Below are 22246 nucleotides of genomic sequence, written 5' to 3' on the forward strand. Positions count from 1 at the left end.
TGTCCATATGAATGTGAACCTGCGCCAGGTGCGGGCGTTCGTGGCGGTCTACCGGCTCGGCAGCGTGACCCGCGCCGCCCAGCAGCTCAACCTCACGCAGGCCGCCGTGAGCCTGCTGCTGCGCCAGTTCGAGGAGACGCTGGGCGTGCGCCTGTTCGACCGCACCACCCGGCGGCTGACGCCGACGCAGGCCGCGCTCGACGCGCTGCCGGTGGCGCAGGAGGTGCTGGACGGGGTGGAGCGCCTGGTCAACGGCGCCCGCGGCATGCGGGAGAAGCGGCTCGGCCGCTTCGGCTTCGCCGCCAGCACCTCGGCCGCCGCGGCGCTGATGGCACCGATGCTGCAGCGCTTCCGCGAGCGCTACCCGGAGGTCGAGGCGGTGATGCAGGACCGGCCGCCCGAGCGCATCGTCGAGGCGGTGCTGATGGACGAGGTGGAGTTCGCCATCGGCACGCCCGACCGCCGCACCGCCGCGGTCGAGCTGACGCCGCTGATCCAGGACCGGCTGTGCGTCATCTGCCGTGCCGACAGCCCGCTGGCGCAGCGTCGCCACCTGCGCTGGCGCGAGTTGAAGGAGGTGCCCACCATCTCCGGCAGCCGACGCAATCCCATCCGCGCCGTCATCGACGAGACGCTGGCGGAAAGCGGCCAGCACTTCGTGCCGACGCACGAGGCCGACTACGTCGCCACCTCGCTGGCGATGACGCTGCAGGGCCTGGGCGTGAGCGTGCTGCCGTCCTACCTGGTCGGGCCGCAGCACCGGCGCGACCTGGCCGCGGTGCCGCTGGTCGGGCCGGCGGTGCCGCGCACGCTGTACGCCGTCGTCAAGCGCGGCCACCAGCTGTCGCCGGCGGCACAGGCCTTCGTCGAGCTGCTGGTGGGGGGAGTGGCGCGGCCGGCCGCCGGCCTGGCACGCGCAGGAGGCGCAGGCGCTGGGCCGGTCGGCGTGAGTCCTCAGGCGGACGCCCGTTGGAACACCGAGGCGACGAAGGCGATCCACAACCCCAGCACCAGCAGGTAGCCGGCCAGGAAGGCCACCGCGCGGTGCATCACCCGGTTGTAGCTGCAGTGGATGAGGCTGTGCACCACCCGCAGCGCGACAAAGGCCCAGGCGCCGACCACCAGCCACGACGGCACGAGGTTCAGCGCCAGCGCCACCGCCACCAGCGCATGGAACAGCACCGGCACCTCGAACAGGTTGCGGAAGTTGTCGGCCGGCCCGGTGCGCTCCAGCCGCGCCGCCATGGCGGCCGAGGTGGCAATGGCCTGCGGGTGCAGCCGCTTGCGCCGCATCTCACCGAAGCGGGCGAAGAACATCGCGACCGCGACGGCGAAGGTGAGCAGCACCATCGCAAGCGCGGCGGCGAGCAGGTGGAGGTGGTTGGTGGGCATGGGGCGAATCTAACGCCCCGCCCCGGTCGCCTCAGCGGCGACCGTCGGTCGGCGCCAGCAGCGCCAGCGTCTGCCCGTCCGGCCGGCCACCGAAGTACTTCGCCAGCACCGCGCCGAACAGCGGCTCCTGCGGCGCGGCGGCCTGGAACAGCGTGACGCAGGAGCGCAGCTTCACCGCATCCACCGGGCCGAACACCGCCTCGGCATCGGCACCTGCCAGGTCGCTCAGCACGGCCATCACCTCTCGCAGCCTAGCGCCGAGCACCGGGTGTGCCAGGTACGCCCGGGCCTCGTCCAGCGACACGATGCCGTAGGCCCTCGCCATGTCGCTGCGGCCCAGGCCCCTCAGCTGCGGGAAGACGAACCACATCCAGTGCGAACGCTTGGCGCCGGCGCGCAGCTCGGCCAGCGCCGGCGGGTAGGCGCCCGCCTGGGCCTGCAGGAAGCGCTCGAGCTGGAAAGGGTCGTCCGTGGTGCGGGCCATGGGGGTCGTGAGGCAAGGCCGAGGCCGACGTGCGGCAGGGTGAATCCGCCCGGGCGACTCAGCCGTCCAGCCCCTTCGAGCCGCCCGCACAGCCGGCGCACACGCAGGCGCGGCCGCGCAGCGCCGGCGGCACCCGTTGCGCCGCTACTGCAGCCGTCGCGGCAGCCGCACCGTGAACGCGGTGACGCCGTCCTGGGAGCGCACCTGCACGTCGCCGGCATGGGCCCGGGCGATCTCGCGCACGATGTACAGGCCCAGGCCGAGTCCGTCCTCGGCGTTTGCGCCGCGCTCCGCCGCCGGGCCCCGCTCCAGCGGGTCGAAGATCTTGTCGAGCAGCGCGGCGTCGACGGTGGCTCCCTGGTTGGCGACCTCGATGCCCGACCTCGGCGTCCCGGCAGGTCAGGGCGACCCGCACGGGCGTTTCCGGCGCGCCGTACTTGATGGCGTTGACGACCAGGTTGCGGGTCAGCTGCTGCAGCCGGTGGCCGTCCCACCGGCCGGTGGCGTCGCCCTCCACTTCGAGCGAGATCTCCCGACCGGGATGAGCGCCCCGCAGCTGGTCGACCTCGTCGGCCAGCACCGCGCCCAGATCGACCTCGGCGCGGGTCACGTTGATGCCCAGGCCCAGCATGATGCGGTTGAAGTCGACCAGGTCCTCGAGCAGCACGCTCATCGCCCTGCCGCTGCGCGTGAGGCGTGCCGCGGCGTCCGACACCTTGTCGCCGGCCTTGAGCGCCGTCAGGTAGGCGGCGGTCGCCAGCATGGTGTTGAGCGGGCTGCGCATGTCGTGGCCGAGCATCCCGAGCAGCAGGCTGCGGGCCTGGTCCACGCGGGCGATGAAGAAGCTGATCGACTCGGCGATGGCCTGGTCGATGGCCTCGCTGAAGCGCACCACGTCCTCCAGCCTGCGGTCGGCCGGCGGGATCACGTCCATCCACCGCCGCAGCACGCTGGCGCGCAGCGCACGGTACTCGGCCACCAACTGGTTGATGTCGAAGCCGCTGCGCGCGCGCAGCACGGCGTGGATCTCGGCGGCGGTTTCCGGCGCCCCGAGCGGCTCCTGCGCCCGCCCCCTCGACTTCTCGGCCTGGGCCTGCCGCGTCTGCGGGGTGGCCAGGTCCTTGGCCACCGCGCCCAGGATCTGCTTGGCATGGTCGCGCAGCGCCAGCGGCGTCATCTGCGCGGCAGCCGGCAACTGCGTCGACGCGAACGCCTCCCACTCCCGCAGGATGCCCTCCATGTCCTGAAGGATGAATTCGGCGATGCGCATGGCGGCTCCAGTTGACGGACGGGATCGCCGCAGCGTGCAGTATCGGGGCGCGTCACGCGCGCGAGGCAAAACACGCGCCCTGTCGTCGACGACCGCTGCACACCTCAGGGCGGGTTGGCGCAGCGCGCGCACAGGCAGGCCCTGCCGCGCAGCGCGAGCGGCACGGCGGCCAGCGTCGACGCCGCAATGCGTCTGCCGGCGCACCAGCAGTCGGCCACCGAGGCGCCGGTCGCCCGTGCGAGCATGCAGCGGTTGTCGCCCTGGCACAGCGGGCAGCGCCGGCCCGCCTGCGCCGGCACGTCGTGCGACCGGTCGGCGACGGGCGTCACGGCCTCGGGGAGGCGTCGGCCTGCCGCGGCCCACCGGCCGAGGCCGGCAGGCCGAACAGCCGGTCGAAGGTCCAGGTGAAGGCGATGGCGTAGACGAAGAAGAAGGCGAGCAGGCCCAGGTTGGCCAGGAACGCCGCCAGCGGCGGAATGTCCAGCCACAGCGCCATCACCGGCACCAGCAGGATGACCAGCCCGCCCTCGAAGCCGGTGCCGTGCGCCAGGCGCCGGACCCACGACCGGCCGCGCACGGCCTGCCGGGACTCCCAGCGCTCGAAGAGGGTGTTGAAGAGGTAGTTCCAGCCCAGCGCGATGCCCGACAGCACGACGGCCAGGCCGAGGGTCGAGGCCGCCGGCCGGTCGAAGGCCAGGCTCAGCACCGGTCCGACCACGGCGACGGCGCCGACCTCGTAGAGGACGGCCTGGAGGACCCGGCGGGCTCTGGGACTCATGAGGCGTTCGGGCTTCGGACGGCGGATCAGTTTATCGAGGCGCGCCACCGGACCTCGTCGCGCAGGAGCGAAAAAGGCCCCGGCCGCTCTTGCGCGTGCAAGGGCGGCCGCGGCCTCTCAAGCACCCCCGGGGCACGCCCCGGCGGCGATCGGCAACGGTATGCGGCGGCAACCGGAGCGCGGCCCAGCCGCGCACTGCGCGTCCGCTCAGTCGGCCTGCTTGCGCAGGAAGGCGGGAATCTCGATCTCGTCCATGCCGTTGCTGGCCAGCGCGTCCACCTTCGCCGCCGCCTGGGTGCGGCCGTTGCGCCAGACGCTGGGCACGTTCATCGCGTGGTAGTCGGCGGCGGGCACGGTGCCCGCGCCGAGCGCCTGCTGCAGGATGGGCAGGTTGTCGGTGCCGGTGCGCTGCAGCGGGGCCTGCTGCACCACGGTCAGCGGCGCCTGCTGGCGGCGGTTGGCCGGCGACAGGCCGGTGGCGACCACGGTGACGCGCAGCTGGTCGCCCAGGCTCTCGTCGTAGGCCGCGCCGTAGATGACCTGCGCATCGTCCGCGGCGTAGCGGCGGATGGTGTTCATCACGTTGCGGCTCTCGCTCAGCTTGAAGGTCTGACGGCTGGCCGCGATCAGCACCAGCACGCCGCGCGCGCCGCTGAGGTCGATGCCCTCCAGCAGCGGGCAGGCCACCGCCTGCTCGGCGGCCTTGGTGGCGCGGTCGGGGCCGCTGGCCTGGGCGGTGCCCATCATGGCCTTGCCCGGCTCGCTCATCACCGTCTTCACGTCCTCGAAGTCGACGTTGATCAGCGCGTCCATGTGGATGATGTCGCTGATGCCGCCGACCGCGTTGCGCAGCACGTCGTTGGCGTGCGCGAAGGCCTGCTCCTGGGTGACGTCGTCGCCCATCACGTCGAGCAGCTTCTCGTTGAGCACCACGATCAGGCTGTCGACGTTGGCCTCCAGCTCGGCCACGCCGGCGTCGGCCGCCTTCATGCGCCGGTTGCCTTCGAACTCGAAGGGCTTGGTCACCACGCCGACGGTGAGGATGCCCATCTCCTTGGCCACGCGGGCGATCACCGGTGCGGCGCCGGTGCCCGTGCCGCCGCCCATGCCGGCGGTGATGAACAGCATGTGCGCGCCTTCGATGGCCTGCTTGATGCGGTCGGTGGCCTCGTCGGCGGCCAGGCGGCCGGCCTCGGGCTTGGCACCGGCGCCGAGGCCGGTGTGGCCCAGCTGCAGGTGGTTGTGGGCGGTGGAGCGGTTGAGCGCCTGCGCGTCGGTGTTGGCGCAGATGAACTCCACGTTCTGCACCCCCTTGGCGATCATGTGCTCGACGGCGTTGCCGCCGCCGCCGCCGACCCCGATCACCTTGATCTTGGTGCCTTCGTTGAACTCTTCGATCATCTCGATGGGCATGGTGTGCACTCCAGTTAGCAGTTGCCGTGAATCAGTTGCGTTGCTTGCGTGTGAAGTCCGCGTTGCCGTCGCTCGCTTCGTGTGGGGGCCTCTGTGCGGCTTCGCTTGCGGGAAGCAGCACCGGCGGGCCCTTGATCAGAAATTCCCCAGAAACCAGTCCTTGAGGCGGCCGAACCAGGTCTTCACCGACCCGGCCTGCTGCGCCGCGCGCTGACCGCGCGCACGCGCCAGGCGCGCCTCCTCCAGCAGTCCCATGACGGTGGCCGACCGCGGGTTGGCCACCATGTCGTGCAGCGCGCCGCCGTAGGTCGGCAGGCCCTTGCGCACGGGCTTCAGAAAGATGTCCTCGGCCAGCTCCACCATGCCGGGCATGACGGCGGAGCCGCCGGCCAGCACGATGCCGCTGGACAGCAGCTCCTCGTAGCCGCTTTCGCGGATGACCTGGTGCACGAGGGAGAAGATCTCCTCCACCCGCGGCTCGATGACGCCGGCCAGCGCCTGGCGGCTGAGCATGCGCGGCGCGCGGTCGCCCAGGCCGGGCACCTCGAGGTTCTCGCTCGGGTCGGCCAGCAGCTGCTTGGCCACGCCGTACTCGACCTTGATCTCCTCGGCGTCCTTGGTCGGCGTGCGCAGCGCCATCGCGATGTCGCTGGTGATGAGGTCGCCGGCGATCGGGATCACCGCGGTGTGGCGCACGCTGCCGTCGGTGTAGATCGACACGTCGGTGGTGCCGGCGCCGATGTCGACCAGCGCCACGCCGAGGTCCTTCTCGTCCTCGGTCAGCACCGCGGCGCTGCTGGCGCTGGGGTTGAGCACCAGCTGGTCCACCTCCAGCCCGCAGCGGCGCACGCACTTGACGATGTTCTCGGCCGCGCTCTGCGCGCCGGTCACGATGTGGACCTTGACCTCCAGCCGGCCGCCGGACATGCCGATCGGCTCCTTCACCTCGTGGCCGTCGATGACGAATTCCTGCGGCTCGACCAGCAGCAGCCGCTGGTCGGTGGGGATGTTGATGGCCTTGGCCGTCTCCACCACGCGGGCGACGTCGATGGGCGTCACCTCCTTGTCGCGCACGATGACCATGCCGGTGGAGTTCTGCCCCCGGATGTGGCTGCCGGTGATGCCGGTGTAGACGCGGGTGATCTTGCAGTCGGCCATCATCTCGGCCTCCTTCAAGGCCTGCTGGATGGACTGCACGGTGGCGTCGATGTTGACCACCACGCCGCGCTTCAACCCGTGCGAGGGCGCCACGCCCAGGCCGGCCACCCGAAGCGTGCCGTCGGGCATGACCTCGGCCACCACCGCCATCACCTTGGCGGTGCCGATGTCCAGGCCGACGACCAGGTCCTTGTATTCCTTCGGCATGCGCGATTCCCTCAGCGTGTTCTCGTCTTGGGCGCGCCGGGCTTGGCCGGCGTCGCCTCCATCGTGGTGGTGATGCCCTTCAGCTTCACGGCGTAGCCGTCGGCATGGCGCAGGTCGGCGGTGGCCAGCGGACGCTGGAAGCGCGCGGTCACCTGCGGCAGCGTGCGGGCGAAGCGCTCGGCCCGCGCCAGCACCTCCTGCGGTTCGCCCCGGCCCAGTTCGACCTTCGCGCCGGTGTCCAGGTCGGCCTGCCAGGAGCCGCGGTCGGTCAGCGACAGCCGCTCCAGCCCCATGTCCAGCCGGTCGAACACCGGCACCAGCCGCTGGTACAGCGCCAGCACCTTGGACGAGCTGCCGTCGGGGCCCGCCAGTTGCGGCAGCCGGTCCTCCTCGACGTCGCCGACGTTCGCCTCGAAGACCTCGCCCTCGCGGTTGACCAGCCGGTCCTCCTCGCCGTCGCGCAGGCCGCGCCACAGCGCGGCCGGGTGGTGTTCCTCCAGCGACACCTTCAGCCCGTTCGGCCACACCCGGCGCACCACCGCGCGGCGCACCCAGGGCACGCGCTGGAAGGCCTCGCGCCCGCGGCGCAGGTCGAGGGTGAAGAAGTTGCCGCGCAGCGCCGGCAGCGCATGGGTGCGGATGGTGGCGGCGGTGTTGCGCGACACCTCGCCCTCGATCTGGATGCTGCGGATGGTGAACACCGGCAGCCGCGCCAGCGCCAGCAGGCCGGCCGCGACGACGCCGAGGCCGACGACCACGAACAGCGTGCTCGCCAGCGCGCGCGTGAGGCGCACGTCGGCGGGCAGCGGGTTGGCGAGCACGGCGGCGTTCATGGCGAAGGCGTCAGGCGTGGTCCAGCGCGGCCGACGCCAGCAGCCGCAGGCACAGCTGCTCGTAGGGGATGCCGGCGGCCTTGGCCGACATGGGGACCAGCGAGTGGCCGGTCATGCCCGGCGAGGTGTTCATCTCCAGCAGGAAGGGCCGGCGGTCGCTGGCGCGCACCATCAGGTCGGCTCGGCCCCAGCCGCGGCAGCCGAGGACGCGGTACGCCTGCAGCACGATGGCCTGGATGGCGGCCTCCTCGTGCGGCGGCAGGCCGCTGGGGCAGTGGTACTGCACCACGTCGGTGAAGTACTTGTTCTGGTAGTCGTAGTTGCCGTCCGGCGCGGCGATGCGGATGATGGGCAGCGCCAGCGCACGGTCGCCCTCGCCGATCACCGGGCAGGTGATCTCCAGGCCCTCGACGAAGGCCTCGCACAGCACCTCGGGGTCGTGGCGCGCGGCCTCGCGCACCGCCGGGACCAGCGCCGCGGCGTCGCTCACCTTGGTGATGCCGATGGACGAACCCTCGCGCGGCGGCTTGACCATCAGCGGCAGCCCGATCGCGGCCGGGATGTCGGCGATGCGGGCGTCGGTCTGCTCGTGCGGCGCCAGCGACACCGACGGCGGGGTCGGCAGGCCGACCGCCGACCACACCCGCTTCGTCATCACCTTGTCCATGGCGATGGCCGAGGCCATGACGCCGGAGCCGGTGTAGGGGATGCGCAGCCATTCCAGCGCGCCCTGCACCGTGCCGTCCTCGCCGCCACGGCCATGCAGCGCGATGAAGACGCGGTCGACGCCGTCGCCCTTCAGCTCGGCCAGTTCGCGCTCGGCGGGGTCGAAGGCATGCGCGTCCACGCCCTGGCTGCGCAGCGCGGCCAGCACGCCCTGCCCGGACAGCAGCGAGATGTCGCGCTCGGCGGAGCGGCCGCCCATCAGGACCGCGACCCGGCCAAGACCCTGGACGTCGATGCGGTCGTCGCTCACTGCTGCATCCCCCTCATGGTCTGCTGGCCGATGGCGTCGACCACCTTCTGGGCCACGCCGCCGATGGAGCCGGCGCCCATGCAGATCACCACGTCGCCGGGCCGGGCCTGGTCGAGCACCGCCTGCGGCAGCGCGGCCACGTCGTCGACGAACACCGGCTCCACCTGGCCGGCCACGCGCAAGGCCCGGGCCAGGGCGCGGCCGTCGGCGGCGACGATCGGCGCCTCGCCGGCGGCGTAGACCTCGGTCAGCAGCACCGCGTCGGCGCTGCCCAGCACCTTGACGAAGTCCTCGAAGCAGTCGCGCGTGCGGGTGTAGCGGTGCGGCTGGAAGGCCAGCACCAGCCGGCGGCCGGGGAAGGCGCCGCGCGCCGCGGCGACCACGGCGGCCAGCTCCACCGGGTGGTGGCCGTAGTCGTCGATGAGCGTGAACGTCTGCCCCCGGTCGGCGGGTACGCCGCCCGCCCCCCAAGGGGGCACGCCGCCGCCTTGGGAGCGGCCCGGCGCCGGCGGCGCCACTCCGCTCCACATCGGGACCGGCAGCTCGCCATAACGCTGGAAACGCCGCCCCACGCCGGTGAAGCCGGCCAGCGCGCGCACCACCGGCTCGTCGGGCAGTTCCAGCTCGCTGGCCACGGCGATGGCGGCCAGCGCGTTGCGCACGTTGTGCTCGCCGGGCAGGTTGAGCGTGACGTGCAGGTCCGGCAGCACCGTGCCGTTGCGGCGCTGGGCGACGAAGGTCATCTGCCCGCCGGGCAGGGCCCGCACGTCCACCGCCCGCACCTGCACGCCCTCGTCCAGGCCGTAGGTGACCACCGGCCGCGACACCATCGGGATGATGGAGCGGCAGCCGGCGTCGTCGCCGCACAGGATGGCGGCGCCGTAGAAGGGCATGCGGTGCAGGAAGTCCACGAACGCCGCCTTCAGCCGCGCGAAATCGTGGCCGTAGGTGTCCATGTGGTCGGCGTCGATGTTGGTGATGACCGACAGCACCGGCGTCAGGTTGAGGAAGGAGGCGTCCGACTCGTCGGCCTCGACCACGATGTAGTCGCCGGCGCCCAGGCGCGAGTTGGCGCCGGCGCTGTTCAGGCGCCCGCCGATGACGAAGGTCGGGTCGACGCCGGCCTCGGCCAGCACGCTGGTGACCAGCGAGGTGGTGGTGGTCTTGCCATGCGTGCCGGCGATGGCGATGCCGGACTTCAGCCGCATCAGCTCGGCCAGCATCACCGCGCGCGGCACCACCGGGATGCGCCGAGCGCGGGCGGCGATGACCTCGGGGTTGTCGCCCTTCACCGCGGTGGAGGTGACCACCGCCTGCGCGCCGTCGATGTGCTGCGCGTCGTGCCCGATCGCCACCCGGATGCCGAGCGAGGCCAGCCGCTCGGTGGTGGCCGAGGCGGACTGGTCCGAGCCCGACACGGTGTAGCCGAGGTTGTGCAGGATCTCCGCGATGCCGGACATGCCCGCGCCGCCGATCCCGACGAAGTGGATGCGCTTGACGGCGTGTTTCATTTTTTCTTCTTCTCCACCATCGCCTCGATCTCGTCCGCCACCCGCGCCGCGGCGCGCGGCCGGCCGAGGTGGCGGGCCTTGTCGGCGATGGTGAACAGGGCGAAACGGTCCTGGCGGTCGATCAGCGCGGCCAGCGAGGCGGCGGTCAGCTCCTTCTGCGGCAGGTGCAGCGCCGCGCCGTGCTGGGCCATGAACTTCGCGTTGTCCTGCTGGTGCGAGGTGGTGCTGACGATCAGCGGCACCAGGATGGCCGGCACGCCGGCGACACAGAGCTCGCTCACCGTCACCGCGCCGGCGCGGCAGACCACCAGGTCGCACGCCGCCAGGCGGCGCGGCATGTCGTCGATGAAGGGCAGCACCTCGGCGTTGTCGATGCCGGCCGCCGCGTAGGCGGCGCGCACGCCATCCGCCATCGCCGGGCCAGTCTGGTGGGTGACGCTGGGACGGCGCTCCGGCGGCATCAGCGCCAGCGCCTGCGGCAACGTCTCGTTGAGCACCTTGGCGCCCAGGCTGCCGCCCACCACCAGCAGCTTCAGCGGCCCGCTGCGCTGGGCGAAGCGCTCGGCCGGCGGCTCGATGGCCTCGATCTCGGCGCGCACCGGGTTGCCGGTGACGACCGCGCGGTCCTTCAGCCGGGTGGCGGCTTCGCCGTCGAAGCCGAAGCCGATGCGGTCGGCCATCGGCAGCAGCGCCCGGTTGGACAGCAGCAGCGAGGCGTCGGCGTTGACCAGCATCAGCGGCTTGCGCGCCAGCCGGGCCATGACGCCGCCGGGCACGCAGACGTAACCGCCCATGCCGAGCACCGCGTCGGCCGCGCGCCGCTGCAGGATGCGCCGGGCCTCGCCGAACGCCTTCAGCAGCTGGCGCGCACCCTGCAGCGTGTGCCGGACGCCCTTGCCGCGCAGCCCGGCGAAACCGATGGCGTCGACCGGGATGCCGGTGGGCGGCACCAGCCGGTGCTCCATGCCGGCGGGCGTGCCCAGCCAGCTGACGCTCCAGCCGCGCTGCTGCATCTCGGTGGCGACGGCCAGGCCGGGGATGATGTGGCCGCCGGTGCCGGCGGCCATGATGACGAGGTGACGGCTCATGTTCTGCCACCCCGCATCAGCGCGCGGTTCTCGATGTCCACCCGCAGCACGATCGCCAGCGCGATCAGGTTGAGCACGATGGCCGACCCGCCGTAGCTCATCAGCGGCAACGTCAGCCCCTTGGTCGGCAGCAGCCCCAGGTTCACGCCCATGTTGATGAAGGCCTGCCCGCCGAGCCAGGTGCCGATGCCCTGCGTCATCAGCCCGGCGAACACCCGGTCGAGCGCGATGGCCTGGCGGCCGATGTGGAAGATGCGCCGCGTCAGCCAGAAGAAGGCGGCGATGACGCAGGCCACGCCGACGAAGCCCAGTTCTTCGCCCACCACCGCGAGCAGGAAGTCGGTGTGCGCCTCGGGCAGGTAGTGCAGCTTCTCCACGCTGGAGCCCAGGCCCTGGCCGAACAGCTCGCCACGGCCGAGTGCGATCAGCGAATGCGTCAGCTGGTAGGCCTTGCCCTGCGCGTAGGCCGGGTTCCACGGGTCGAGGTAGGCGAAGATGCGCTGCCGGCGGAACTCGCTGAAGACGATCATCAGCACGAAGGCGCCGACCAGCACCGCCACGCTGAGGAAGAACATCCGCCCGTTGACGCCGCCGAGGAAGAGGATGCCCAGCGCGATGGCGGCGATGACCATGAAGGCGCCCATGTCGGGCTCGGCCAGCAGCAGGATGCCGGTGAGGCCCAGCGCCACGGCCATCGGCGTCACCGCGCGGAAGAAGTTCTCCCGCGCGTCCATCTTGCGCACCATGTAGCTGGCGGCGTAGAGCGCGGTGGCCAGCTTGGCCCACTCGCTGGGCTGGAAGTTCAGCACGCCGAGCGGAATCCAGCGCCGGGCGCCGTTGACCCCCTTGCCGATGTGCGGGATGAGCACCAGCACCAGCAGCGCCAGGGCCGAGACGAAGAACCAGGGCGCCCACTTCTCCCAGGTGGCGATCGGGATCTGCACCACCACCACCGCGGCGACGAAGGCCAGGCTCAGCGACAGCGCATGGCGGCTCAGGAAGTGGGTGGGCGCGTAGCGGGCGAAGCGCGGGTTGTCCGGCAGCGCGATGGAGGCCGAATAGACCATCACCAGGCCCAGCGCCAGCAGCGCCACCGTCACCGCCACCAGCGCCTGGTCGAAGCCGAGCAGCCGCGCCGGCTGGCCGGCCGCGGGCGCCCCCACCCAGTCGCGGATGGGCACCGGGCCGTCCTCGTCGCGGCGGCCGGGCTTGAGCCGGCCGAGCCAGCCGGCGAGGCCCTGCAGGCGGGTGGCGACCGCACCGCTCATGCCAAGGCCTCCCCGTGCTCGGCAGCGATGGCCTGCACCTCGTCGGCGAACACCTGCGCGCGGTGCGCGTAGTCGCGGAACATGTCCAGGCTGGCGCAGGCGGGGCTGAGCAGCACCGCATCGCCCGACCGGGCCTGCGCGAAGCACCAGCGCACCGCGTCGGGCAGCGACCCGTGGCGCTGCAGCGGCAGGTCGAGCGCCGACAGCACCGACGCGAGGGCCTCGGCGTCGCGGCCGATGAGCGCCACCGCCCGCGCATGCCGGCGCAGCGGCTCGACCAGCGGCGCGAAGTCCTGCCCCTTGCCGTCGCCGCCGAGGATGAGCGCCAGCTTCGCCGGAGCGCGGTCGGCGCCGAGGCCGTCGATGGCCGCCACCGTGGCGCCGACGTTGGTGCCCTTGCTGTCGTCGTAGGCCTCGATGCCGTTCACCGTGGCCAGGTACTCGACGCGGTGCGGCTCGCCGCGGTACTCGCGCAGGCCGTGCAGCATCGGCGCCAGCGGCAGGCCGGTGCTGGTGGCCAGGGCCAGCGCGGCCAGCGCATTGGCCGCGTTGTGGCGCCCGCGCAGGCGCAGCGCGTCGGCGGGCATCAGGCGGCGGATGTGCAGGTCCTCGGCCGGCACCGCGGCCTTGCGGCCCCGGCCCTTGCCGCCGTCGTCCTCCGACGGCAGCGCCTGCACCAGCCAGGCCATGCCGCCTTCGACGACCAGGCCGAAGTCGCCCGGCGCGCGCGGCGCGTCGAGGCCGAAGCGGACCACCTCCCGCGACACGGTGCGGCCGGGCCGGCCGCGCGCGCCCTTGACCACCACCGGCGGCGGCACCAGCGCCTCGACCGCCGCGTCGTCGCGGTTGATCACCAGCATGCCGCGCTCGCCGAAGACGCGGCCCTTGGCCGCGGCGTAGGCCGCCATGTCGCCATGCCAGTCCAGGTGGTCCTGCGTGATGTTGAGCACCGCGGCGGCGTGCGGCTCGAAGCCGCGCACGCCGTCGAGCTGGAAGCTGGACAGCTCCAGCACCCAGACCTCGGGCAGGTGCTCGAACACCGGCGGCGGTGGCGGTGGCGGGGCGATGGGCAGCGGCCGCTCGGCGTGCGCGGCCTCGTCGGCGGCCAGTTCGGCGGCGACCTCGGGCTCGGGCTCGTCGACCAGCGCCGTCTCGTCTTCCACCAGCGCCAGTTCGGCGCCGAGGGCGTCGTCGTCGGGCTCCTCGTCGTCGGGCGCCTCGTCGGCGGCGGGCGCGGCCGGTGCGTCCAGCGACAGGCCCTGCGCGTCCAGCGCGGCGGCCAGCGTGTCCAGCAGCGACGGCCCGATGTTGCCGGCCAGCGCCACGCGGGCCCCGGCGCGTTCGCACAGCAGGCCGGTGAGCGCGGTGGTGGTGGTCTTGCCGTTGGTGCCGGTGATCGCCAGCACCTTGGGCGCGTAGCCGTGCGCGGCGGCCAGCGCGGCCAGCGCGCGGGCGAAGAGCTCCAGTTCGCCGGCCACCCACAGGCCGCGGTCGGTGGCGCCCTTCAGCAGCGCCGCGAGGCGTTCGTCGCGCGGCGACAGGCCGGGGCTCTTGAAGATGGCGTCGATGCGCTCGCCGCCGTCGAGAAGCGCGGCCAGGTCCAGCGCGCCGTGCAGGCGCCGGGCTTGCGGCAGTTCGCGCTTCAGGTCGTCGTCCTTCGGCGCCGCCTCCCGCGAATCCCACACCCGGACGCTGGCCGCCCCCAGCCGCGCGCACCAGCGCGCCATGGCCAGGCCCGAATCGCCGAGGCCGAGGACGAGGACGTGCTTGCCTTGGAGCATGGCAGGGCCCGCCCGGCCGCCCGAAGGGCCCTGCGCGCCCCCGTGGGGGGCAGCGAACGAAGAGAGCGTGGGGGGCCGTCATGCCTACCGCAGCTTCAGCGTCGCCAGGCCGATCAGGCACAGCAGCATGGTGATGATCCAGAAGCGCACCACCACCTGCGTCTCGTTCCAGCCGCTCTTCTCGAAGTGGTGGTGCAGCGGCGCCATCTTCAGGATGCGCCGGCCGGCGCCGTGGCGCTTCTTGGTGTACTTGAAGTAGCTGACCTGCGCCATCACCGACAGCGCCTCGACGACGAAGATGCCGCCCATCACCGCCAGCACGATCTCCTGGCGCACGATGATGGCGATGGTGCCCAACGCGCCGCCGAGCGCCAGCGCGCCCACGTCGCCCATGAAGACCTGCGCCGGGTGGGTGTTGAACCAGAGGAAGGCCAGCCCCGCGCCCGCCATCGCGGCGCAGAACACCAGCAGCTCGCCGGCGCCGGCGATGTAGGGGAAGAGCAGGTACTTCGAGTACACCGAGCTGCCCACCACGTAGGCGAAGACGCCGAGCGCCGAGCCCACCATCACCACCGGCATGATGGCCAGGCCGTCGAGCCCGTCGGTGAGGTTGACCGCGTTGCTGGCGCCCACCATCACCAGGTAGCTGAGGATGACGAAGCCCCAGAAGCCCAGCGGGTAGCTCACCGTCTTGAAGAACGGCACCAGCAGGTCGGCGTTGGGCGGCAAGTCATTGGTGAACCCGCTGGTGACCCAGTTGACGAACAGCTCCAGCACCCGCTGGTTGCTGTTCTCCGAGATGGCGAAGGCCAGGTAGGTGGCGGCCAGCAGCCCGATGATCGACTGCCAGAGGTACTTCTCGCGGCTGCGCATGCCCTCCGGGTTCTTCTGCACCACCTTGCGCCAGTCGTCGACCCAGCCGATGGCGCCGAAGCCGAAGGTGACCAGCAGCACGATCCAGACGAAGCGGTTGCTCCAGTCGAACCACAGCAGCGTGGACACGCCGATGCCGATGAGGATGAGCACGCCGCCCATGGTCGGCGTGCCGCTCTTGGCCAGGTGGGCCTGGATGCCGTACTCGCGGATGGGCTGGCCGATCTTCAGCGCCGCCAGCCGGCGGATGACCATCGGGCCCAGGCCGAGGCCGATGAGCAGCGCGGTCATCGCCGCCATCACCGAGCGCAGCGTCAGGTACTGGAACACGCGCAGGAAGCTGAGCGTGTCGGGGTACAGGGACTGCAGCCAGTTGAACAGGCCGAGCAGCATCAGTCGTTCTCCTCGGGCAGCATGGCGGGCGGGGCCGGCGGCGGCGTCAGCAGCGCCTGCACCACCTGCTCCATGCGCATGAAGCGCGAGCCCTTGACCAGCGCGGCCTGGCAGGCGGGCGCCTCGGCCAGCGCCACCAGCAGCGAGCCCAGGTCGTCGAAATGGCGGGCGCCACGGCCGTAGGCCACGGCGGCGTGGGTGGCGAGCTGGCCGGTGGTCCACAGCGCGTCGAGCCCGCGCTCGCGGGCATAGGCGCCCACCTCCTCGTGGAAGGCCGGGCCCTGCGACCCCACCTCGCCCATGTCGCCCAGCACCAGCCAGCGCGGGCCGGGCAGCTCGGCCAGCACGTCGATGGCGGCGCGCACCGAGTCGGGGTTGGCGTTGTAGCTGTCGTCGACCAGCGCATAGGGCTGGCCCCGCCGGTCGACGGCGCCGTGCAGCTGAGAACGGCCCTTGACCGGACGGAAGGCGCCCAGGCCCTTCAGCACCGCGTCCAAAGGCGCACCGGCGGCCAGCGCGCAGGCGGCGGCGGCCAGCGCGTTCTTCACGTTGTGGCGGCCGGCGATGGCCAGTCGGGCGGTGCCGTCGCCGGCCGGCGTGCGCAACTGCAGCGACCACGCGCCGTCCTCGAAGTGGGCGTCGCCGCGCACCGCCGCGCGGGCGTCGAGGCCGAGCGCGAAGTCCATCACCCGGCGCTGGCCGGCCAGCCCGCGCCACAGCGGCGCGTAGGCATCGTCGGCGGGGAACACTGCCACGCCGGCGTCGCCCAGTTCGGTGATGGCGCGGCCGTTCTCGTGCGCCACCGCCTCGACGCTGGCCATGAACTCCTGGTGCTCGCGCTGGGCGTTGTTGACCAGCGCCACCGTGGGCTGCGCCAGTTCGGCCAGGCGGGCGATCTCGCCGGGGTGGTTCATGCCCAGCTCGACCACCGCCGCCCGGTGCGTCGGCCGCAGGCCCAGCAGGGTGAGCGGCACGCCGATGTGGTTGTTGAGGTTGCCGTGGGTGGCGTGCGCCCGATCGCCCAGCCAGGCGTCGAGGATGGCGGCCACCATCTGGGTGACGGTGGTCTTGCCGTTGCTGCCGGTGACGGCGACGAGCTGCAGCGCGAAGCGCTGGCGCCAGGCGCCGGCCAGTTCCTGCAGCGCGGCCAGGCTGTCGGGCACCTGCAGCCCGGGGAGGCCGGCCTCCGCGAGGCCGCGTTCGGCGATGGCGGCCACCGCGCCGGCCGCCTTCGCCTGCGGCAGGAAGTCGTGGGCGTCGAAGCGCTCGCCCTTCAGCGCCACGAACAGGTCGCCGGGCCGCAGGTTGCGGGTGTCGGTGTGCACGCGGGTGAAGGCGACGCCGGGGTCGCCGACCAGTTCCGCGTCGTCGACGAGCATGGCCGCGCCCATCAGCGTCGACATCGGCATGGCCATCGGCACAGGGGCCGGCGTCGCGCGCGCCCGCAGCGCGGTCTCGGCCTGCTCGACGTCGGAGAAGTGCCGGCGCTCGCCGCGCACCTCCTGGTGGTCCTCATGGCCCTTGCCGGCGATCAGCACCACGTCGCGCGCGTCGGCCTGGCCGATGGCCTGGTGGATGGCGCCGGCGCGGTCCTCGATCACCGTGGCCGCATCCGGCCGCGCCAGCCCGGCCACCATCTGCGCCAGGATCTGCGCCGGCGGCTCGTCGCGCGGGTTGTCGCTGGTCAGCAGCAGGCGGTCGGCCAGGGCCTCGCCGATGGCGGCCATGCGCGGCCGCTTCGCCGCGTCGCGGTTGCCGCCGCAGCCGACCACGCAGACCAGCCGGCCGCCTCGCGAGGCGGCCAGCGGCTGCAGCGCCCGCAGCACCTTGTCGAGCGCGTCGGGCGTGTGGGCGTAGTCGACGACCACTTCCGGCTGGCCTTCATGCGAGACCCGCTGCAGGCGTCCGGGCACGGGCGTCAGCTGCGGCACGACGGACACCGCGTCGTCCAGCGACACGCCCAGCGCCCGCAGGCCGCCGATCACCACCAGCAGGTTGTGCACGTTGTAGTCGCCGACGAGCCGGCTCTTCACCGCGACGCTGCGGCCGCCCTCGGTCAGCTCGAAGGCCAGGCCGCCGTCCTCGTAGCGCAACCGTTGGGCACACAGCCGCGCCGGCTGGCCCACCGCGCAGGTCCACAGGTCGAGGCCCGCGCCTTCCAGTTCCAGCGCCAGCAGCGCGCCGCGCGCGTCGTCGAGGTTGACCACCGCCGCCTGCAGCCCGGGCCAGCCGAAGAGCAGCCGCTTGGCCGCCCAGTAGCCGTCCATGCCGCCGTGGTAGTCGAGGTGGTCCTGGGTGAAGTTGGTGAACAGCGCGACGGCGATGCGGGTGCCGGTCAGCCGCTGTTCGACCAGGCCGATCGACGAGGCCTCGATGGCGCAGGCCGAGAAGCCGGCATCGGCGAAGTGCCTGAGGGCGGCCTGCAGCCGCACCGGGTCGGGCGTGGTCAGGCCGGTGGACTCGACGGTCGAGGCGCGATCGCCGAGCGGCGGCTCCCCGATCCCGAGCGTGCCCACCACGCCGCAGCGCCGGCCCAGCGCGGTCAGCGCCTGCGCGGTCCACCAGGCGGTGCTGGTCTTGCCATTGGTGCCGGTGGTGGCGACCACCTGCAGCCGCTCGCTCGGCCGGCCGTAGAAGGCCGCCGCCAGGGGGCCCGTCGCCGCCTTCAGCGACGGCAGCGCCGCCACCCGCGCGTCGGCGAAGCCGAAGGCCTCCACGCCCTCGGCCTCGACCAGGCAGGTGGTGGCGCCGGCGTCCAGCGCCGCCGCCACGAAGCGCCGGCCGTCGGTGGCGTAGCCCGGCCAGGCGATGAAGCCGTCGCCCGGCCGCACCTGGCGGCTGTCGGTGCGCAGCTCGCCGCCCACCCGTTCGGTGAGCCAGCGCGCGGCCGCCTGGGGCGAGGTCAGGTGGGTGAGGGCCATGGACTGCGGATGGCGGTACGGGCGGCGGCGGCGAGGGCTCAGAAGCTCTCGGGCTCGGCCAGCTGCTGCGCGATGATCTGCGGCTTGACGTCGAGGTCGGGCGGCACGCCGAGCAGGCGCAGGCTCTGCTGCACCACCTGGCTGAACACCGGCGCCGCCACGGCGCCGCCGTAGTACTGCCCGTTGCTCGGCTCGTCGACCATCACCGCGACCACGATGCGCGGGTTGCCGATCGGCGCCATGCCGACGAACCACGAGCGGTACTTGTTGCTCGCGTAGCCCTTGCCTTCCTGCTTGTGCGCGGTGCCGCTCTTGCCGCCCACCGAGTAGCCGATGGTCTGCGCCTTCGGCGCGGTGCCGCCCGGGCCGGCGGCCAGCTGCAGCATCAGGCGCATGGTCTGCGCGGTGCGCGGCGACATCACCTGCACCCCGCCGGCGCAGGGCGCCTGCGGCTGCGGCTGGCGCAGCATGGAGATGGGGATCAGCGTGCCGTCGCAGGCGAAGGCGGTGTAGGCGTGGGCCAGCTGCAGCAGCGAGGCCGACACGCCGTAGCCGTACGACATCGTCGCCTGCTCGATCGGCCGCCAGGTCTTGTAGGGACGCAGCCGGCCGGTGACGGCGCCGGGGAAGTCGATCTGCGGCTTCTGGCCGAAGCCGACGCCGGCCATCAGCTCCCACATCTCGCGCGGCGCCATCTGCATGGCCAGCCGCGCGGTGCCGACGTTGCTGGACTTCTGGATCACCTCGCGCACCGTCAGCATGTTGTGCGGGTGGGCGTCGCGGATGGCGGTGCCGGTGACGACCAGGCTGCCGGGGGCGGTGTGGATCGGCGTGTCGGGGTTGACGCGGCCGGTCTCCAGGGCATGGGCGACGATGAAGGGCTTCATCGTCGAGCCGGGCTCGAAGGTGTCCGTCAGCGCGCGGTTGCGCAGCTGCCCGCCGGTGAGGCCGCTGCGGTCGCCGGGGTCGTAGCTGGGGTAGTTCGCCAGCGCCAGCACCTCGCCGGTCTGCACGTCCAGCACCACCACGCTGCCCGCCTTGGCCTTGTGCTCGGCCACCGCCTCGCGCACCCGCTGGTAGGCGAAGAACTGCACCTTCGAGTCGATGGACAACGAGACGTCGCGGCCGTGCAGCGGCTCGATCTGGTCGCCGATGTCCTCGACCACCCGGCCGAGCCGGTCCTTGACCACGCCGCGCGAGCCGTCCTTGCCCTGCAGGTCGCGCTGGAAGGCGAGCTCGATGCCCTCCTGCCCGCGGTCCTCGATGTTGGTGAAGCCGACCACGTGGGCCGCGGCCTCGCCTTCGGGATAACGCCGGCGGTACTCGGCCACCTGGTAGACGCCCTTGATCTTCAGCGCCTTGACCTGCTCCCACAGCCGCTCGTCGACCTGGCGCCTGAGCCAGACGAAGTTGGGGCTGTCGTCGAGCCGGTTGGCCAGCTCGCGCTCGGTCATGCCGACCAGCCGGGCGAGCTGGCGGCGCTGCTCAGGCGAAGCCTCCAGGTCCTTGGGGATGGCCCAGATGGACGGCACCGGCACGCTGGCGGCCAGGATCTGGCCGTTGCGGTCGACGATGCGGCCGCGGCTGGCCGGCACCTCCAGCGTGTGCGCGTAGCGCTTCTCGCCCTGGCGCTGGTAGAAGTCGGTGCCGATGACCTGGATGTAGACGGCGCGCCCCGCCAGCGCGGTGAAGCCGGTGGCGATGAGGGCGACCAGGAACTTCGAGCGCCAGGGCGGCGTCTTCGACGCCAGCAGCGGGCTGGTGGCGTAGTTGACGCTGCGCACGCTGTTCATCGGCGTGGGGCGCTGCCGGCCGCGCGGCAGCGGGCGCGCGCCCGCGGGCGCCGATCCGGACGTCTTGAACCAACCCATCGTCACCGCCCCGCCGCCGACGCAGGCGCCGGCACATCCTCGACGTACTGCGTCACCGCCGGCGTGGCGGTGCGCATCTTCAACTTCTCCCGCGCCACCTGCTCCACCCGCAGGTGCGTGGCCTGCGCCTGGCGCTCGGCCAGCAGGCGCACACGGTCGGTGTCGAGGCGGCGCGCCTCGGTCTGCGCCCGGTCCAGTTCGGTGAACAGGCGCCGCGAGCGGTAGGAGGTGTTGACCAGCAGCAGGCCGCTCGCCACCAGGGCCAGCAGCAGCAGGAGGTTGAACTTGGTCATGCCGCCAGGGCCTCTCCGGTGCGCTCGGCCACCCGCAGCACCGCCGACCGCGCGCGCGGGTTGGCGGCCACTTCGTCCGCCGACGGCTTGATGCGGCCCAGCGCCTTCAGGCGCAGCGGGGGCACCGGCGCGAAGGGCGCACGGCGGTCGACCTCGGCGCGGCTCTCGCGGGCGATGAAGGTCTTCACGATGCGGTCTTCCAGCGAATGGAAGGCGATGACGGCCAGTCGGCCTCCCGGCAGCAGCAGGTCCGGTACCTGGCTCAGCGCCCGCTCCAACGCTTCGAGCTCGGCGTTGACGAAAATCCGAAGAGCCTGAAAGGTGCGCGTCGCCGGATCCTGGCCGGCCTCGCGGGTGCGGACCGCAGAAGCCACGACGGCGGACAGCTCGGCGGTGGTGAGCACCGGCCGTCCGGCCGTGCGGCGAGCCACAAGCGCCTTTGCAATCGGGCGAGCAAACCGTTCTTCGCCATAGTCGCGGATCACCTGCGCCAGCTGCTGCTCGTCGACGCGGTTGAGGAAGTCGGCCGCGCTCTCACCGCGCGTGGTGTCCATGCGCATGTCCAGCGGGCCGTCGAAGCGGAAGCTGAAGCCGCGCGCGGGGTCGTCGATCTGCGGGCTGGAGACGCCCAGGTCGAGCAGCACGCCGTGCACCCGGGTGATGCCGAGCGCGGTCAGCTCGTCGCGCAGGTCGGCGAAGCTGGCGTGGCAGATGCAAAAACGCGGGTCCTCGACCCGCGATGCGCTGTCGGCGGCCGTGGCCGCGGCGATCGCCTCCGGGTCCTTGTCGAAGGCGACCAACCGCCCTCCCCGGCCCAGCCGCGCGAGCAGCTCGCGCGAATGGCCGCCACGGCCGTAGGTGCCGTCGACGTAGATGCCGTCGGGCTCCCACATCAGCGCGTCGACCGCCTCCTTCAGGAGGACCGTCCGGTGCGTGTAGGCGCCAGCCATCAGAAGACGAAGTCCTTGAGCGCCTCGGGCATGCCCTGGGCCATGACCTTGGCCTCGTGCGCGGCGTAGCGCTCGGCGTCCCACAGCTCCAGCCGCTGGCCCATGCCGAGCAGCATCACGTCCTTGTTCAGGCCGGCGGCCGCGCGCAGCTCGGGCGACACCAGCACCCGCGAGCCGCCGTCGATCTCGACGTCCATCGCGTTGCCGAGAAAGATGCGGCGCCAGCCGTCGGCCGCCATCGGCAGCGCGGCCAGCTTGTCGCGGAAGGTCTCCCAGGCGGGACGCGGGAAGACCAGCAGGCAGCCGTCGGGGTGCTTCGTGAGCGTCAGCTGTCCCCCCGGCCAGCGCCTGCAGCACGTCGCGATGGCGCACGGGGACGGTGATCCGTCCCTTCGCGTCCAGCGCGAGCGCCGAAGCGCCCTGGAAGACAAAAGATGCCACTGAGTCCCACTAAAAACCACTTTGCGGCACTTTATCGCACCACCCTGGCGCGGTCAATCAAAACGGGCGCGAAACTTCAATCAAATCAACAACTTACAGCCGCATGTGCAGTTACTCACAAGATTTTCTCGGCCAAAAGCAAAGACTTGCGAGAGGCACTGAAAGTGGAAGGTGAGCAGCAGGGCGCTTCACCTGGACAGGCGGCGACGCCACAACCGGCAATGGCGGCCAGCGGCAGCAGACCGAGGGCACCCGCCACAAGAGGCGCGGTGCTGTCCCACCCGGGACAGGTTGCCTCCGGCGGCTAGGGGCGGGCTGCCGTTAGCGCGCCCGGAGGGATCCGGG

General features: G+C 72.4%; 19 protein-coding genes and 2 pseudogenes. 2 read left to right on the top strand and 19 right to left on the bottom strand.

Annotated elements, in window-relative coordinates; genetic code table 11:
- Positions 1-7 precede the first annotated feature (7 nt).
- Positions 8-1021 carry a LysR family transcriptional regulator gene (locus tag LRS07_RS21140; protein WP_260499882.1) on the top strand — a complete coding sequence of 338 codons (1014 nt, stop codon included), beginning with the start codon at positions 8-10 and terminating at the stop codon, positions 1019-1021.
- Here LRS07_RS21140 and LRS07_RS21145 read toward each other — a convergent pair.
- The 19 genes and pseudogenes from LRS07_RS21145 to mraZ all read right to left on the bottom strand — a co-directional run bounded on the left by LRS07_RS21145 (position 955) and on the right by mraZ (position 21901).
- Complete coding sequence (locus LRS07_RS21145; RefSeq protein WP_260499883.1) at positions 955-1392, bottom strand: MAPEG family protein; 438 nt, start codon at positions 1390-1392, stop codon at positions 955-957. The genes LRS07_RS21140 and LRS07_RS21145 overlap by 67 nt on opposite strands.
- A gap of 31 nt (positions 1393-1423) precedes the next feature.
- Positions 1424-1876: a DUF1810 domain-containing protein gene (locus LRS07_RS21150; RefSeq protein ID WP_260499884.1), complete on the bottom strand. Its 453-nt coding sequence runs from the start codon at positions 1874-1876 to the stop codon at positions 1424-1426.
- A gap of 144 nt (positions 1877-2020) precedes the next feature.
- Positions 2021-3146, bottom strand: a pseudogene (locus tag LRS07_RS21155) (ATP-binding protein).
- A gap of 104 nt (positions 3147-3250) precedes the next feature.
- Positions 3251-3475, bottom strand: a complete 225-nt coding sequence (locus tag LRS07_RS21160; RefSeq protein WP_260499885.1) for a cysteine-rich CWC family protein — start codon at positions 3473-3475, stop codon at positions 3251-3253.
- Positions 3472-3924 (bottom strand): PACE efflux transporter, encoded by a 453-nt coding sequence (locus LRS07_RS21165; protein ID WP_260499886.1) that lies wholly within the window; start codon positions 3922-3924, stop codon positions 3472-3474. Before LRS07_RS21165 ends, LRS07_RS21160 begins: the two co-directional genes overlap by 4 nt.
- Before the next feature lie 207 nt (positions 3925-4131).
- Entirely contained in the window at positions 4132-5337 is a 1206-nt protein-coding gene (gene ftsZ / locus LRS07_RS21170) for a cell division protein FtsZ (RefSeq protein WP_260499887.1), read from the bottom strand.
- A 135-nt stretch (positions 5338-5472) separates the two neighbouring features.
- Positions 5473-6702, bottom strand: coding sequence for a cell division protein FtsA (gene ftsA, locus LRS07_RS21175; protein WP_260499888.1), 1230 nt, complete (start codon positions 6700-6702; stop codon positions 5473-5475).
- 11 nt (positions 6703-6713) lie between these two features.
- A complete protein-coding gene (locus tag LRS07_RS21180; RefSeq protein WP_260499889.1) occupies positions 6714-7535 on the bottom strand; it encodes a cell division protein FtsQ/DivIB in 822 nt (273 codons plus the stop codon).
- Between the two features lie 10 nt (positions 7536-7545).
- Positions 7546-8511 carry a D-alanine--D-alanine ligase gene (locus LRS07_RS21185; protein WP_260499890.1) on the bottom strand — a complete coding sequence of 322 codons (966 nt, stop codon included), beginning with the start codon at positions 8509-8511 and terminating at the stop codon, positions 7546-7548.
- A complete protein-coding gene (murC, locus tag LRS07_RS21190) occupies positions 8508-10022 on the bottom strand; it encodes a UDP-N-acetylmuramate--L-alanine ligase (protein WP_260499891.1) in 1515 nt (504 codons plus the stop codon). Before murC ends, LRS07_RS21185 begins: the two co-directional genes overlap by 4 nt.
- Complete coding sequence (murG, locus tag LRS07_RS21195; RefSeq protein ID WP_260499892.1) at positions 10019-11110, bottom strand: undecaprenyldiphospho-muramoylpentapeptide beta-N-acetylglucosaminyltransferase; 1092 nt, start codon at positions 11108-11110, stop codon at positions 10019-10021. Before murG ends, murC begins: the two co-directional genes overlap by 4 nt.
- Positions 11107-12378 (bottom strand): putative lipid II flippase FtsW, encoded by a 1272-nt coding sequence (gene ftsW / locus LRS07_RS21200; RefSeq protein WP_260499893.1) that lies wholly within the window; start codon positions 12376-12378, stop codon positions 11107-11109. The genes murG and ftsW overlap by 4 nt, the downstream gene beginning before the upstream one ends.
- The gene (locus LRS07_RS21205) at positions 12375-14159 is read right to left on the bottom strand and encodes a Mur ligase family protein (RefSeq protein ID WP_260499894.1); all 1785 of its coding nucleotides are present in this window, start codon (positions 14157-14159) and stop codon (positions 12375-12377) included. The genes ftsW and LRS07_RS21205 overlap by 4 nt, the downstream gene beginning before the upstream one ends.
- 84 nt (positions 14160-14243) lie before the next feature.
- Positions 14244-15425, bottom strand: coding sequence for a phospho-N-acetylmuramoyl-pentapeptide-transferase (mraY, locus tag LRS07_RS21210; protein ID WP_260499895.1), 1182 nt, complete (start codon positions 15423-15425; stop codon positions 14244-14246).
- Positions 15425-18346 (bottom strand): bifunctional UDP-N-acetylmuramoyl-L-alanyl-D-glutamate--2,6-diaminopimelate ligase MurE/UDP-N-acetylmuramoyl-tripeptide--D-alanyl-D-alanine ligase MurF, encoded by a 2922-nt coding sequence (gene murF / locus LRS07_RS21215; RefSeq protein ID WP_260499896.1) that lies wholly within the window; start codon positions 18344-18346, stop codon positions 15425-15427. Before murF ends, mraY begins: the two co-directional genes overlap by 1 nt.
- A gap of 38 nt (positions 18347-18384) precedes the next feature.
- Positions 18385-20139, bottom strand: coding sequence for a peptidoglycan D,D-transpeptidase FtsI family protein (locus LRS07_RS21220; protein ID WP_260499897.1), 1755 nt, complete (start codon positions 20137-20139; stop codon positions 18385-18387).
- A gap of 80 nt (positions 20140-20219) precedes the next feature.
- The gene (gene ftsL, locus LRS07_RS21225; RefSeq protein WP_260499898.1) at positions 20220-20510 is read right to left on the bottom strand and encodes a cell division protein FtsL; all 291 of its coding nucleotides are present in this window, start codon (positions 20508-20510) and stop codon (positions 20220-20222) included.
- The gene (gene rsmH / locus LRS07_RS21230; protein ID WP_260499899.1) at positions 20507-21460 is read right to left on the bottom strand and encodes a 16S rRNA (cytosine(1402)-N(4))-methyltransferase RsmH; all 954 of its coding nucleotides are present in this window, start codon (positions 21458-21460) and stop codon (positions 20507-20509) included. Before rsmH ends, ftsL begins: the two co-directional genes overlap by 4 nt.
- Positions 21460-21901: pseudogene (gene mraZ, locus LRS07_RS21235) on the bottom strand (division/cell wall cluster transcriptional repressor MraZ). The gene rsmH and the pseudogene mraZ overlap by 1 nt, the downstream one beginning before the upstream one ends.
- On the opposite strand from mraZ, the gene LRS07_RS21240 reads away from it, so the two are divergent.
- Positions 21895-22209, top strand: coding sequence for a hypothetical protein (locus tag LRS07_RS21240; protein ID WP_260502209.1), 315 nt, complete (start codon positions 21895-21897; stop codon positions 22207-22209). The pseudogene mraZ and the gene LRS07_RS21240 sit on opposite strands and share 7 nt — an antisense overlap.
- The last annotated feature ends 37 nt before the right edge of the window (positions 22210-22246 follow it).

It is taken from the genome of Aquabacterium sp. J223 (assembly GCF_024666615.1).
Classification (GTDB): Bacteria; Pseudomonadota; Gammaproteobacteria; order Burkholderiales; family Burkholderiaceae_C; genus J223.

What these genes read in the sequence shown, in the direction of transcription:
- LRS07_RS21140 (WP_260499882.1), top strand. Translation starts at nt 8, where the DNA reads ATGAATGTGAACCTGCGCCAGGTGCGGGCGTTCGTGGCGGTCTACCGG.
- LRS07_RS21145 (WP_260499883.1), bottom strand. Translation starts at nt 1,392, where the DNA reads ATGCCCACCAACCACCTCCACCTGCTCGCCGCCGCGCTTGCGATGGTG.
- LRS07_RS21150 (WP_260499884.1), bottom strand. Translation starts at nt 1,876, where the DNA reads ATGGCCCGCACCACGGACGACCCTTTCCAGCTCGAGCGCTTCCTGCAG.
- LRS07_RS21165 (WP_260499886.1), bottom strand. Translation starts at nt 3,924, where the DNA reads ATGAGTCCCAGAGCCCGCCGGGTCCTCCAGGCCGTCCTCTACGAGGTC.
- ftsZ (WP_260499887.1), bottom strand. Translation starts at nt 5,337, where the DNA reads ATGCCCATCGAGATGATCGAAGAGTTCAACGAAGGCACCAAGATCAAG.
- ftsA (WP_260499888.1), bottom strand. Translation starts at nt 6,702, where the DNA reads ATGCCGAAGGAATACAAGGACCTGGTCGTCGGCCTGGACATCGGCACC.
- LRS07_RS21180 (WP_260499889.1), bottom strand. Translation starts at nt 7,535, where the DNA reads ATGAACGCCGCCGTGCTCGCCAACCCGCTGCCCGCCGACGTGCGCCTC.
- murC (WP_260499891.1), bottom strand. Translation starts at nt 10,022, where the DNA reads ATGAAACACGCCGTCAAGCGCATCCACTTCGTCGGGATCGGCGGCGCG.
- murG (WP_260499892.1), bottom strand. Translation starts at nt 11,110, where the DNA reads ATGAGCCGTCACCTCGTCATCATGGCCGCCGGCACCGGCGGCCACATC.
- ftsW (WP_260499893.1), bottom strand. Translation starts at nt 12,378, where the DNA reads ATGAGCGGTGCGGTCGCCACCCGCCTGCAGGGCCTCGCCGGCTGGCTC.
- LRS07_RS21205 (WP_260499894.1), bottom strand. Translation starts at nt 14,159, where the DNA reads ATGCTCCAAGGCAAGCACGTCCTCGTCCTCGGCCTCGGCGATTCGGGC.
- mraY (WP_260499895.1), bottom strand. Translation starts at nt 15,425, where the DNA reads ATGCTGCTCGGCCTGTTCAACTGGCTGCAGTCCCTGTACCCCGACACG.
- murF (WP_260499896.1), bottom strand. Translation starts at nt 18,346, where the DNA reads ATGGCCCTCACCCACCTGACCTCGCCCCAGGCGGCCGCGCGCTGGCTC.
- LRS07_RS21220 (WP_260499897.1), bottom strand. Translation starts at nt 20,139, where the DNA reads ATGAACAGCGTGCGCAGCGTCAACTACGCCACCAGCCCGCTGCTGGCG.
- ftsL (WP_260499898.1), bottom strand. Translation starts at nt 20,510, where the DNA reads ATGACCAAGTTCAACCTCCTGCTGCTGCTGGCCCTGGTGGCGAGCGGC.
- rsmH (WP_260499899.1), bottom strand. Translation starts at nt 21,460, where the DNA reads ATGGCTGGCGCCTACACGCACCGGACGGTCCTCCTGAAGGAGGCGGTC.
- LRS07_RS21240 (WP_260502209.1), top strand. Translation starts at nt 21,895, where the DNA reads ATGCCACTGAGTCCCACTAAAAACCACTTTGCGGCACTTTATCGCACC.